11 protein-coding genes and 2 rRNA genes (1 of these 13 running past the window's edge) are annotated in these 12,125 nt (G+C 45.4%); 2 read left to right on the top strand and 11 right to left on the bottom strand.

What is annotated here, in order from left to right:
* A 23S ribosomal RNA gene (locus K5L93_RS02640) occupies positions 1-2,095 on the top strand (it extends 793 nt beyond the left edge of the window).
* A 111-nt stretch (positions 2,096-2,206) separates the two neighbouring features.
* Positions 2,207-2,322 (top strand): 5S ribosomal RNA (rrf, locus tag K5L93_RS02635).
* Positions 2,323-2,671: 349 nt separating this feature from the next.
* Here rrf and K5L93_RS02630 read toward each other — a convergent pair.
* The 11 genes from K5L93_RS02630 to K5L93_RS02580 form a co-directional block, all read right to left on the bottom strand.
* On the bottom strand, positions 2,672-2,902 hold the full coding sequence (locus K5L93_RS02630) for a hypothetical protein (protein ID WP_220718356.1): 231 nt from the start codon (positions 2,900-2,902) through the stop codon (positions 2,672-2,674).
* Between the two features lie 120 nt (positions 2,903-3,022).
* Positions 3,023-3,919 (bottom strand): UTP--glucose-1-phosphate uridylyltransferase GalU, encoded by an 897-nt coding sequence (gene galU / locus K5L93_RS02625; protein WP_220718355.1) that lies wholly within the window; start codon positions 3,917-3,919, stop codon positions 3,023-3,025.
* 167 nt (positions 3,920-4,086) lie between these two features.
* Positions 4,087-4,359 carry a ComEA family DNA-binding protein gene (locus tag K5L93_RS02620; protein ID WP_220718354.1) on the bottom strand — a complete coding sequence of 91 codons (273 nt, stop codon included), beginning with the start codon at positions 4,357-4,359 and terminating at the stop codon, positions 4,087-4,089.
* A gap of 124 nt (positions 4,360-4,483) precedes the next feature.
* A complete protein-coding gene (locus tag K5L93_RS02615) occupies positions 4,484-4,783 on the bottom strand; it encodes a YciI family protein (protein ID WP_220718353.1) in 300 nt (99 codons plus the stop codon).
* Between the two features lie 4 nt (positions 4,784-4,787).
* Positions 4,788-5,348 (bottom strand): septation protein A, encoded by a 561-nt coding sequence (locus K5L93_RS02610; protein WP_220718352.1) that lies wholly within the window; start codon positions 5,346-5,348, stop codon positions 4,788-4,790.
* A gap of 72 nt (positions 5,349-5,420) precedes the next feature.
* Positions 5,421-6,227: a tryptophan synthase subunit alpha gene (gene trpA, locus K5L93_RS02605; RefSeq protein ID WP_220718351.1), complete on the bottom strand. Its 807-nt coding sequence runs from the start codon at positions 6,225-6,227 to the stop codon at positions 5,421-5,423.
* Positions 6,227-7,417, bottom strand: a complete 1,191-nt coding sequence (gene trpB, locus K5L93_RS02600) for a tryptophan synthase subunit beta (RefSeq protein WP_016400694.1) — start codon at positions 7,415-7,417, stop codon at positions 6,227-6,229. The genes trpA and trpB overlap by 1 nt, the downstream gene beginning before the upstream one ends.
* A 51-nt stretch (positions 7,418-7,468) precedes the next feature.
* Entirely contained in the window at positions 7,469-8,851 is a 1,383-nt protein-coding gene (gene trpCF, locus K5L93_RS02595) for a bifunctional indole-3-glycerol-phosphate synthase TrpC/phosphoribosylanthranilate isomerase TrpF (RefSeq protein WP_220718350.1), read from the bottom strand.
* Complete coding sequence (gene trpD, locus K5L93_RS02590; protein WP_220718349.1) at positions 8,848-9,852, bottom strand: anthranilate phosphoribosyltransferase; 1,005 nt, start codon at positions 9,850-9,852, stop codon at positions 8,848-8,850. The genes trpCF and trpD overlap by 4 nt, the downstream gene beginning before the upstream one ends.
* Complete coding sequence (locus K5L93_RS02585) at positions 9,852-10,448, bottom strand: aminodeoxychorismate/anthranilate synthase component II (RefSeq protein ID WP_220718348.1); 597 nt, start codon at positions 10,446-10,448, stop codon at positions 9,852-9,854. The genes trpD and K5L93_RS02585 overlap by 1 nt, the downstream gene beginning before the upstream one ends.
* Positions 10,438-12,021: an anthranilate synthase component 1 gene (locus K5L93_RS02580; protein WP_220718347.1), complete on the bottom strand. Its 1,584-nt coding sequence runs from the start codon at positions 12,019-12,021 to the stop codon at positions 10,438-10,440. The genes K5L93_RS02585 and K5L93_RS02580 overlap by 11 nt, the downstream gene beginning before the upstream one ends.
* Between the last annotated feature and the right edge of the window lie 104 nt (positions 12,022-12,125).

Below are 12,125 nucleotides of genomic sequence, written 5' to 3'. Positions count from 1 at the left end.
GCTGGTTCTCCTCGAAAGCTATTTAGGTAGCGCCTCGAGCGAATACTGATGGGGGTAGAGCACTGTTAAGGCTAGGGGGTCATCCCGACTTACCAACCCTTTGCAAACTCCGAATACCATCAAGTACTACTCGGGAGACACACGGCGGGTGCTAACGTCCGTCGTGGAAAGGGAAACAACCCAGACCGTCAGCTAAGGTCCCAAAGTGTATGTTAAGTGGGAAACGATGTGGGAAGGCTTAGACAGCCAGGATGTTGGCTTAGAAGCAGCCATCATTTAAAGAAAGCGTAATAGCTCACTGGTCGAGTCGGCCTGCGCGGAAGATGTAACGGGGCTAAACATACCACCGAAGCTACGGGAGCATGCTTGCATGCTCGGTAGAGGAGCGTTCTGTAAGCCGTTGAAGGTGTGTCGTAAGGCATGCTGGAGGTATCAGAAGTGCGAATGTTGACATGAGTAACGATAAAGGGGGTGAAAAGCCCCCTCGCCGAAAGACCAAGGTTTCCTGTCCAATGTTAATCAGGGCAGGGTGAGTCGGCCCCTAAGGCGAGACTGAAAAGTGTAGTCGATGGGAAACAGGTTAATATTCCTGTACTTCGTATAATTGCGATGGGAGGACGGAGAAGGCTAGGCCAGCGTGGCGATGGTTGTCCACGTGAAAGGCAGTAGGCGGTAAACTTAGGCAAATCCGGGTTTACAATACGCTGAGAGTTGATGACGAGTGTCTACGGACACGAAGTGGTTGATGCCCTGCTTCCAGGAAAAGTCTCTAAGCTTCAGATTATACGAAACCGTACCCCAAACCGACACAGGTGGTTGGGTAGAGAATACCAAGGCGCTTGAGAGAACTCGGGTGAAGGAACTAGGCAAAATGGTACCGTAACTTCGGGAGAAGGTACGCTGCCGGCGGTGATGGAACTTGCTTCCTAAGCTGCTGGCAGTCGCAGATACCAGTTGGCTGCAACTGTTTATTAAAAACACAGCACTGTGCTAAATCGAAAGATGACGTATACGGTGTGACGCCTGCCCGGTGCCGGAAGGTTAATTGATGTGGTTAGCGCAAGCGAAGCTATTGATCGAAGCCCCGGTAAACGGCGGCCGTAACTATAACGGTCCTAAGGTAGCGAAATTCCTTGTCGGGTAAGTTCCGACCTGCACGAATGGCGTAATGATGGCCAAGCTGTCTCCACCCGAGACTCAGTGAAATTGAAATTGCCGTGAAGATGCGGTGTACCCGCGGCTAGACGGAAAGACCCCGTGAACCTTTACTACAGCTTGACACTGAACATTGACCCTACATGTGTAGGATAGGTGGGAGGCTTTGAAGCGTTGTCGCTAGATGACGTGGAGCCGACCTTGAAATACCACCCTTGTAGTGTTGATGTTCTAACGTTGTCCCGTTATCCGGGATGCGGACAGTGTCTGGTGGGTAGTTTGACTGGGGCGGTCTCCTCCCAAAGAGTAACGGAGGAGCACGAAGGTTGGCTAAGTATGGTCGGACATCATACGGTTAGTGCAATGGCATAAGCCAGCTTAACTGCGAGACAGACACGTCGAGCAGGTACGAAAGTAGGTCATAGTGATCCGGTGGTTCTGTATGGAAGGGCCATCGCTCAACGGATAAAAGGTACTCCGGGGATAACAGGCTGATACCGCCCAAGAGTTCATATCGACGGCGGTGTTTGGCACCTCGATGTCGGCTCATCACATCCTGGGGCTGAAGTCGGTCCCAAGGGTATGGCTGTTCGCCATTTAAAGTGGTACGCGAGCTGGGTTTAGAACGTCGTGAGACAGTTCGGTCCCTATCTGCCGTGGGCGTTTGAGAATTGAGGGGAGCTGCTCCTAGTACGAGAGGACCGGAGTGGACGAACCGCTGGTGTTTGGGTTGTTATGCCAATAGCATTGCCCAGTAGCTACGTTCGGAACTGATAACCGCTGAAAGCATCTAAGCGGGAAGCAGGCCTCGAGATTAATTCTCACTAGGACTTTAAGTCCTCTGAAGGGCCGTTGGAGACTACAACGTTGATAGGCAAGGTGTGTAAGTGCTGTGAGGCATTGAGCTAACTTGTACTAATTACCCGTGAGGCTTAACCATACAACACCTAAAGGGTGTTGCTTATAGATACTTTATTTTAGAAACCATGAATGCTTGTTAGTGCTCATGAGGTATTTCAGCTTTTTCGAATGTTAAAGACAACAGTTTTTGCCTGGTGGCAATAGCGTTGTGGACCCACCTGACTCCATGCCGAACTCAGAAGTGAAACGCAACTGCGCCGATGATAGTGTGGGGCTTCCCCATGTGAAAGTAGGTCACCGCCAGGCTCCTATACTAAGCCCTCGTCTAACGACGAGGGCTTTTTTATTGCCTGCGATTTAGTCTCTCAGGCATAGCTAATACTCAATCTCCTGTGACTTCATCAGCAGTACTAACCTAGCACATCACAGGCATCGCCTTCTTGCACATACAAAGTCGACCAGTGATTACCCTAGGTTTGTTTCTTGGCGAGGTTGGGCTCAAATCATTAATGCGTAGCTATCTAGTGAACGCTTTAATTACTCGTCGTGCTTATTGGCTGGACTGATGAGAAAAGTAAGGTGAAAGAATTGTTTTTGGCAATTTGAAAAACAAAAAAGGCAGCAAGTGCTGCCTTTTTATACTATTTCGAACAGCTTATTGAGCTGTAGAAGTAGTTGTTGAAGTTGAAGTGCCTGTAGTCGAATCGTTATTTTGGTTTGCCGCAATACCAATAACAGTAGTTGCTGCTACTATACCACCAACAACGCCTGCAGTAACACCTGTTCCACCAGCTGCACCGCCTGCTGCACCTGCTGTAACTTCTTGTGCGTATACATTAGAAGATAAAGCTAAAGCTGCTACACCAGCTAAAAGTAAAGTTTTCATGAAATTTCCCTGTATTAAATATATCACTGTTTCATTGTATTACTGTGTGGAGATTCTTGCCACATCTACTTACATTTTTATCACTGAAAGCTCTAAATTTCCAGTAATAACAATTAAAAATTAAAGCTCTAGTTCTGAAAGGTATTTCTTGAAACGGTCCCTAAGCTCTGGATGGCGTAAGCCAAATTCGACGATGGCTTTCATATAGCCAAATTTACTACCGCAGTCATGGCTTTTACCAACCATGTAGTAAGCCTGAGTAGTTTCTTTCTTCATTAAACTAGCGATGGCATCTGTTAATTGAATTTCATCTCCAGCCCCAGGAGGGGTTCTTGCGAGCTCTTTCCAGATTTTGGCTGATAATACATAACGACCCACAACAGCAAGATTAGAAGGAGCATCCTCAACAGCGGGTTTTTCTACAGAACCTACCATGTCTGCAGAATTTCCGGGTTTAAGCTCGCTGCCGTTGATGTCTACAATACCAAACTTGCTAACATCTTCCTGCGCTACTGCTTCAACCATTACTTGACTAGAGCCTGTTTGGTTAAACTTCACCACCATGTCTGCCAAATTTTCAGTGCGAAGGTCTGAGGTTGAGTCATCCAGCACTACATCTGGAAGAAGCACGGCAAAAGGTTCGTCGCCAATAAGTGGGTGAGCACATAGAATTGCGTGTCCTAGACCTTTTGCAACGCCTTGTCGTACATGCATGATGGTAACGTCTTTGGGGCAAATTGAACGTACTTCATTTAGCAGCTGACGTTTTACCCGTTTCTCTAAAGTAGCTTCAAGCTCGAAGCTAGTATCAAAATGGTTTTCTATTGAGTTCTTACTAGAGTGGGTTACTAAAATGATCTCTTTAAGGCCCGCTGATATTGCTTCTTGAACAACATATTGAATCAGCGGCTTATCGACAATAGGCAACATCTCTTTAGGGATGGCTTTAGTTGCTGGTAGCATTCTTGTTCCTAATCCTGCTACCGGTAGTACAGCTTTTCGTACTTGTTGGGTCATTTTCAGTCTCTTGAAAAGTAAGGTTAAATACAACAGCACTGTACCACGCCAAAATGACATTTTAAATTGAGATATTTGCGAATAACCAAACTTGGAAGGCGTTTAATTGAGTAGAAAGCAATCGTCCTCACAGTATATGCGACCAACGGACGATGCTGGTTAAAAAGTTAATCCACGTAGATTCGATCTTTGTTATCGAGATAAATCTTTTCACCAATGCCTGGCACTAGCACAATTTGTTCAATGTTCTTGAAGTTACCGTGTTGCTGGCGGTACTGAATAATTGCTGTTGATTTCGACTCACCGACGCCTTTTAAAGAATCTAGTTGTTCTGCGCTGGCAGTATTTAAGTTGATTAGTGTTAAATTTTCATTAGCTAAGGCTGATTGTATGTTGATGAAACTAAATACAAGCACTAGTGCCAGCTGAAGTAATTTCATGGCTTATTCTCCTTTTTGATAAAACCATGAATAACAGTAGAGGATATAGTTTATATGCGAATCACTCATTTGGGCTAAATTGTGACAGTAAGATGATAATTGGGCGATCGCTCGCCCAATTAGATCAAGGAAGTACTTTTTTGAAGGGCTTTACACTTATCTTTGCGTAAACGCCTGCAGCCACGTAAGGGTCTGCATCTGCCCAGGCTTTTGCATCTTCTAAGCTTGCAAACTCTGCTATTACTGTAGAGCCAGTGAAGCCTGCTTCGGCTGGGTCTTCAGCGTCAATCGCGGGCATTGGGCCGGCAACCAATAATCGCCCTTCATCGAGCAAGGCGTTTAAACGCTCTAAGTGTGCAGGTCGCGCTTGTTTGCGTTTATCTAAACTATTAGCCACATCTTCTGCATAGATTACATACCACATGCTATTAATCCTTTTTCTCTGTGAGTGATTCTTTTTGTTCTTTAGGCAAGTGTTTGTATAAGTAAACGACAGTGCCTACTGTAAATACCAAGGTTAAGCCGAGTAGGCCAAACACCTTAAAATTAACCCAAAATTCTTCTGAGAAACTGAATGCGATATAGAGGTTTAGTGTTCCGCAAGCGATGAAAAAAAGTGCCCATGAGACATTCACTTTTGACCAAACAGCATCGGGTAAAGTCATTTCTTTGCCTAGCATTTTTTTGATTAGCGGGCTGCCAAATGCAAACTGACTCACTAACAGCACTAAACCAAAGATCCAATTAATAACGGTAGGTTTCCACTTAATGAAATCGTCATCGCGTAGGATTAGGGTTAAGCCACCAAAAACCAATATAAGAACAAAAGAGATGAGATGCATTTTCTCAACTTTTTTGTTTTTGAAGTAGGAAATAGCTAATAGAACCGCTGTAGAAATAATTAATGCAAGAGTTGCTGCGTAGATATCCTGCATTTTGTATACAGCGAAAAATATAATTAAAGGGATAAACTCGAAAAATTGTTTCATAGTTCCTCAGCGTAAGCTGTTAATAAAAAAAAGCCGCTAAAAAGCGGCTTTTGATAGTAGCAAGATCTTTAACTAAACGGTAGCCGCTTTCATGTCACTGGCAAATTGCTTGAGTGTTACAAGCATTTTCGCTTTGTCATCAAGGTTGTTTTCGATGATCTTAACTACGGCTGAGCCCGATATAGCACCAGCCGCGCCAGCTTCAATGGTTTCTTTAACCTGCTGAGGAGTAGCTATGCCAAACCCCAGTAAGGCTGGCGGCGCATTATGTTGCTTAAGTTTATTTAACAACTCTCCCACTGGCGCGCCTGCTTTGGTTTCTGTACCGGTTACGCCTGCTCGGCTAACAAGGTAAGTGTAACCTTGTCCATACTCAGCAACTTTAGCCAATGTAGCTTCATCGGCGTTTGGTGGCGCAATAAAGATGCTTTGCAAGCCATGTTTATCAGCCGCCTCTCTAAAAGGCGCTGACTCACGAATAGGCACATCTGCAACCAACACCGAGTCTACGCCTACAGCTGCCAGTTTTTGGTAGAAAGAATCAATACCGGTTGAATATACGAGGTTAGCGTATAACAGCAGACCAATAGGTACCTCTGGATGTTTTTCACGAATAACACTTAGCATTTCTAAACATTTAGGAGGGGTAACACCTGCAGCTAATGCGCGAACGTTAGCTCCTTGAATAGTTGGACCATCAGCGACTGGATCAGAGAAGGGTATACCCAACTCTAAAGCATCTGCACCACCTTCAACTAAGGCATCAACAATTGCTAGGGATTGCTCTAAATCGGGATCGCCAAGTGTTACAAAGGGAACAAAAGCGCCTTGTTTTTCGCTCGTTAGACGTTCAAATAGATTAGCGTAACGTTGCGTCATTATAAGCTTCCTCTTTGTTCGAATATTTCGGCTACAGTAAAGATGTCTTTGTCGCCACGCCCCGATAGGTTTACCAACAATATCTGTTCTTTGTCTTTATCTTGCTTAGCGAGTTTTAGCGCGTAAGCCAGCGCGTGAGCAGATTCTAGAGCGGGAATAATTCCTTCACTCTCAGCTAGAGTTTGGAATGCGTCCAAGGCTTCCTCATCGGTAGCTGATTCATAATCTGCTCTGCCGATTGAATTCAAATATGCATGCTGCGGACCTACTGATGGAAAATCTAAACCCGCTGAAATTGAATAAGACTCTTCAATTTGACCATTTTGGTCTTGCATCAATAACGAATGCATACCAAAGAACATGCCTTTGCGGCCATGTTTAAGTGGAGCGCCATGTTGGTCGGTATCAATACCTTTACCGGCAGGTTCTACGCCAATTAGTTTTACATCTTCTTCTTTGATGAAGTCAGCAAACATGCCGATTGCGTTAGAGCCACCGCCAACACAGGCGATTACCGCATCAGGCAAGCGACCTTCGGTCTCAAGAATCTGCTGTTTGGCTTCTTCACCAATCATTTTCTGGAATTCACGAACAATGGTTGGGAATGGGTGAGGGCCTGCTGCTGTACCTAATAAGTAGTGAGCGCTGTCGTAACTGGCTGCCCAGTCGCGTAAGGCTTCGTTACACGCATCTTTTAGAGTAGAAGAGCCGCTGTGCACAGGGATCACTTCTGCACCCATTAGCTTCATTCTGAAAACATTAGGCTTTTGGCGTTCACAGTCAATTGCGCCCATGTAAACACGGCACTTTAGACCAAGTAATGCACACGCTAAGGCGGTAGCTACGCCATGTTGACCAGCACCGGTTTCAGCAATAATTTCTTTCTTACCCATACGTTTAGCTAATAGGGCTTGGCCTAACACTTGGTTGGTTTTGTGTGCACCACCATGTAATAAGTCTTCACGCTTTAGGTAAATTTTGGTTTTAGTCCCCGCAGTTAAGTTACGGCACAAGGTTAGAGGTGTTGGTCTGCCTGCATATTCGCTTAATAGCCCGTTGAACTCTTCAATAAAGCTAGGGTCTTCTTGGGCGTCTATAAAGGCTTGTTCTAGCTGGTCGAGCGCCGGCACTAAAATTTGTGGTACAAACTGCCCGCCAAACTCGCCGAAATATGAATTTAATTTACTCATTGTTGACTCTTATTCGTTAAAAATGGTTAACGCTTACTAATCTGTTTGAGACTAGTACTGTCTAATCTGTTCAAACGCAGCATTAATTTTTGCTGGGTCTTTTACCCCTGGCGCTTGTTCTACACCGGAGTTTAAATCTAAGCCTGCAGCGGCGTAGGCGAGGGCATCTTGAATGTTACTTGGGCTTATGCCGCCTGCTAGCATCGCACCATGACTGTGCTCACCTAATAGTTGCCAATCGAAGGTTTGGCCTGTACCGCCGCATTGGCCAGCGACTTTGCTATCAAATAATATTTTGTCTGCGTTGCTAGGCGCTTCTGGTAATGCTTCACTCACGCCAAGCGCTTTCCAAACTTGGCTGTTGTTAAGTTTTTCTTTTAGCTGTTCGATAAACTGCTCGTCTTCATCACCATGCAATTGTACAGCATGAAGTTTAAGCTGATTGGCAATACTTGCCACTTCTTCGACTGAGCTATTTACAAATACACCCACAAAATTAAGTGGTGCCGCTTGGCTGAGTTTTTCTGCTTGCGCTAGGTTTACGCAACGCGGCGATTTTTTTGCGAAAATTAATCCGCCGTATACTGCGCCCGCTTGATAAACCGCTTTAACATCTTGCTCGCGTGTTAAGCCGCATACTTTGTTTTCACCAAGTATGAGTTTACGACAAGCCATGTCTACATCATCTTGGCTCATTAGCGAGCTACCTACCAAAAAGCCGTTGGCGTATTTGGCTAGCTCACGCACTTGTTGGTGCTGATAAATGCCTGATTCAGAAATGATGATGCGATCTTCAGGGATTTGTTTGGCCAGCTCTGGAGTTCTGTCTAAGGTAATCGACAAGTCACGTAAGTTGCGGTTGTTAATACCGATGACTTTGGCATTTAGATCAATGGCGCGCTCAAGCTCTTGTTGGTTACTCACTTCAGTCAGTACGCCCATATTTAGCTTGTGGGCTACTTCAGCTAGCAAGCGATACTCGTTGTCATCGAGAACCGATAACATCAGCAAGATGGCATCAGCTTTGTGATAACGGGCTAGATAGATTTGGTACTCGTCAATGAAGAAGTCTTTACATAACACAGGTTGCTCAACTTGCTCTCTAACCTGAGTTACATAGTCAAACTCACCTTGAAAGTATTTGGTATCAGTAAGCACCGAAATGGCTGCAGCATAGTTTTTATATACGCCAGCAATTAGGTCTAAGTCGAACTCCGGGCGAATCAAACCTTTGGAAGGTGAAGCCTTTTTACACTCAAGAATAAACTTAGCGGGTGAGCCTGATAGCGCATCATAAAAACTGCGATCTGTGGGCTTAACCTGATCTATAAAGCTTGCTAGTGTTTGGCTTTGCATACGCTCTGCTAACCAAATTTCTTTGTCAGCCACAATTTTATCTAGAATGGTGGCTTGTTTTGTTTCTGCTTGGCTCACTGACTCATCTCCGCCAATTGGTTTGCTAGGGTTAGTGGACGACCAGAGGCCATTTCATCTAAGGCCATTTTAACGCCTTGAGCAACATCATCAGCTTTACCTGCAAGCTTAAGTAACAAGGCAACATTAACTGCAACAGCTGCTTGTTGGGCTGGTGTCGCGGTGCCTTGTAATAACTGTAAAGTGATGGCTTTGTTTTCTTCAGGAGTACCACCTTTAATGGCATCTAGTTCGGCTTGCTCAACACCAAAATCAGCTGGGCTTAAGCTATATTCGGTAATCTTATCGCCGTTAATCTCAGCAATTTGAGTTTCACCATGAATGGCTACTTCGTCTAAGCCTGCACCGTGAACCACCATGGCTTTTTTCATACCTAATTGTTGCAAGGTATGCGCGATGGGCAAAATAAGCCCGGGGTCATAAACACCCATCACTTCCATGCTTGGATGAGCGGGGTTAATTAGTGGGCCTAGTACGTTAAATATGGTGCGCGTTTTTAAGGTTTGGCGCACCGGCATCGCGTGGCGTACACCTGCGTGGTACTGCGGCGCAAACAAAAAGCATAGGCCTAACTCGTCTAAACATTTGCGCGCGGTATCTGGGGTCATTTGAATGTTGATTCCCAAGGCGGCCAATAGGTCTGAAGAGCCCGACTTACTTGATACACTGCGGTTACCGTGCTTGGCTACCTTAACCCCTAAACTTGCTGCAACAAACGCAGAGGTGGTTGAGATATTAATGGTGTTGTGACCATCTCCGCCGGTGCCAACAATATCCGCAAAATCATAATCGGGGCTTGGAAAAGGGGCCGCATTCGCTAACAAAGCCTTGGCTGCTCCAGCAATTTCTTGGGGTTGCTCGCCTTTAATCTTTAGTGCGGTGAGCAATGAAGATAAAAGGATAGGCTCAACTTCACCCTGAATCACCTGACTAAACACTTGCTGTGCTTGTTCAATGCTTAAGTCTTTTCCTTGATATAGCTGCTCTAAAATAGCCTGCATTACGCTTGCTCCTTTTGGGTGGCCCAGTCTAGGCTGCGGGCTAATAGTGTTGCCCCTTCGCTGGTTAAAATGGACTCGGGGTGGAATTGAAACCCAACAATCTTGTCTTGTTCGTTGATTATCGCCATTGGCATGTTTTGATAATGAGCATTCACCACCAGCCCATCTGGCATTGTGGTGGCTACTAAGGAGTGGTAGCGCGCTACAGGCAGAGGATTGCTTAAACCTTCAAACATTAGGCGGTTGTCGTGCTCAATTGCTGACGATTTACCATGAACAATTTCATCGGCTTTACCCACCACACCACCGTAGCTTTCTACTAGTGCTTGGTGGCCAAGGCAGATTCCAATAATAGGTATTTCGCCTTTACATAAGTCGATAAGCTCTAACATGCAGCCCGCTTGCTGTGGGTTGCCAGGACCTGGTGATAAAACCAATACTGGCGGAGTAGGGCTATTATCAATATGTGCCTTAATCTCTTTAGCGCTTAAGTGGTTACGGTAAATGCTAACCTCTAAGCCTTGACTACGAAACTGGTCAACAAGGTTGTAAGTGAACGAGTCAAAGTTGTCTAACAAAAATACACTATGCGTCATCACTAACATCCTTCAAAGTAGAACCATGAGCGCGGGCAATGGCATTTAGCACCGCAGCTGCTTTGTTGCGGGTTTCATCGGCTTCGGCTTGAGGCTGTGAATCATACACCACACCAGCTCCAGCTTGAACATGCGCCACCTTATCTTTAACAAAAGCTGAACGAATAACAATACAGCTATCCATGTCGCCGTTACCTGCAAGGTAACCTACGGCGCCGCCATAACTGCCACGGCGCTGTTGTTCTACTTGGCGAATTAACTCTGAAGCACGAATTTTTGGTGCGCCAACAAGGGTACCCATGTTCATGCACGCTTGGTAGGCGTGAAGTGCGTCTAGGTCATTGCGTAAGGTACCAACTACCCGCGATACTAAGTGCATTACGTGGCTGTAGCGGTCTACTTTTAGTAAATCAGCTACATGACGAGTGCCTGGCTCACTGATGCGGGCTACATCATTGCGGGCTAAATCAACCAACATAATATGTTCTGCGGTTTCTTTTTTATCTAGGCGTAGCTCAAGCTCTAGGCGGCCGTCTAAATCTTGGTTAATTGAACCATCGGTGTTAAAGCCACGTTTGCGCGTGCCGGCAATCGGGTAAATTTCTACATCTCGGCTACGAGAGGAGTATTTAATAGCACTCTCGGGAGAGGCGCCAAATAATACAAATTCACTGTCTTGCAGGTAGAACATGTAAGGACTTGGGTTGGTAATTTTTAATTCGCGGTAAGCGGCGAGGCTATCAGGGCAAGAGAGTTTAAAACTGCGTGATGGAACCACTTGGAAAATGTCGCCTTGGCGAATGTAGTCTTTCATAATTTCTACATTCTGGCAGAAGTCTCGGTCGCTAATGTCAGCTTCAATCTTCCCTTGGTAATCACTAAAATCTGGCTGCGCTTGTTGGTGATTTTTATGCTCACATAATTCTACTAAGTGGGCTAGGCGCTGATTTATTCTAGCTTGCTCACCTTCGTTATATACCGAGCCAATTAAGTGAGTTACTTGTTCTTGGTGATCTATTAGTAGCAATGTTTCGGCGAGGTAGAACTGGTAGTCGGGGCAAATGTTGGTGCTTTCGGCGACGTCTTGTAGTTGCTCAAAGCTGGCGATGAAATCATAGGCAAATACACCGCCGATAAAAACGCCTTTATCATGAGAGGCTAGCTTACCGTAAAGTGTAGTTATCAACCGTAAGGCATCAACAGGAGAGCTCGCTTTTAAACGAGAATCTTCATCTAAATTAGCGGCTGGGAGTGGATAATCTAAAACCAGTTGAGTTGCACTATGCTCGGTGATTAAGCTGTTGTCAGTGTGTTCTACAACCGCCGAGATAACCGCTTCACCATTGAGTGATACCGCAGTAAACGTCACTCGACGACCTTTACAAGTGATCTTTAAGGCTGCATCGGCCAAAATTAAACTTTGAAGGTTTTCTTTGCTGTCTATTTCGCAAGATTCTAGCAACACATTGTGTTGACTCTCTTTGCAAAGCTCTTGATATAAGCTTAGTGGGTCAAGCACGTAGCTAGCATCAATTAAGTTGTTGCTTAGCTGCACCCTAGGGTGATTACTCATGGTTCGTTACTCCTCGTTAAGGCCGTAGCGCAAATATAAAAAAAGCCCGCATTAAGCGGGCTTTTTGTTGTTCTGTTCAATGTATAGGAAATACAACAACTCAC

The organism is Agarivorans litoreus (genome assembly GCF_019649015.1).
GTDB lineage: Bacteria > Pseudomonadota > Gammaproteobacteria > Enterobacterales > Celerinatantimonadaceae > Agarivorans > Agarivorans litoreus.
Note: the sequence above shows the minus strand (reverse complement) of the source record. Positions and strands in the feature narration are given on the sequence as shown.

Bases quoted from the DNA above. Each gene is read 5' to 3' on its own strand.
- K5L93_RS02630 (WP_220718356.1), bottom strand. From the start codon at position 2,902: ATGAAAACTTTACTTTTAGCTGGTGTAGCAGCTTTAGCTTTATCTTCT.
- K5L93_RS02615 (WP_220718353.1), bottom strand. From the start codon at position 4,783: ATGTGGTATGTAATCTATGCAGAAGATGTGGCTAATAGTTTAGATAAA.
- K5L93_RS02620 (WP_220718354.1), bottom strand. From the start codon at position 4,359: ATGAAATTACTTCAGCTGGCACTAGTGCTTGTATTTAGTTTCATCAAC.
- trpB (WP_016400694.1), bottom strand. From the start codon at position 7,417: ATGAGTAAATTAAATTCATATTTCGGCGAGTTTGGCGGGCAGTTTGTA.
- K5L93_RS02580 (WP_220718347.1), bottom strand. From the start codon at position 12,021: ATGAGTAATCACCCTAGGGTGCAGCTAAGCAACAACTTAATTGATGCT.
- K5L93_RS02585 (WP_220718348.1), bottom strand. From the start codon at position 10,448: ATGACGCATAGTGTATTTTTGTTAGACAACTTTGACTCGTTCACTTAC.
- galU (WP_220718355.1), bottom strand. From the start codon at position 3,919: ATGACCCAACAAGTACGAAAAGCTGTACTACCGGTAGCAGGATTAGGA.
- trpD (WP_220718349.1), bottom strand. From the start codon at position 9,852: ATGCAGGCTATTTTAGAGCAGCTATATCAAGGAAAAGACTTAAGCATT.
- K5L93_RS02610 (WP_220718352.1), bottom strand. From the start codon at position 5,348: ATGAAACAATTTTTCGAGTTTATCCCTTTAATTATATTTTTCGCTGTA.
- trpA (WP_220718351.1), bottom strand. From the start codon at position 6,227: ATGACGCAACGTTACGCTAATCTATTTGAACGTCTAACGAGCGAAAAA.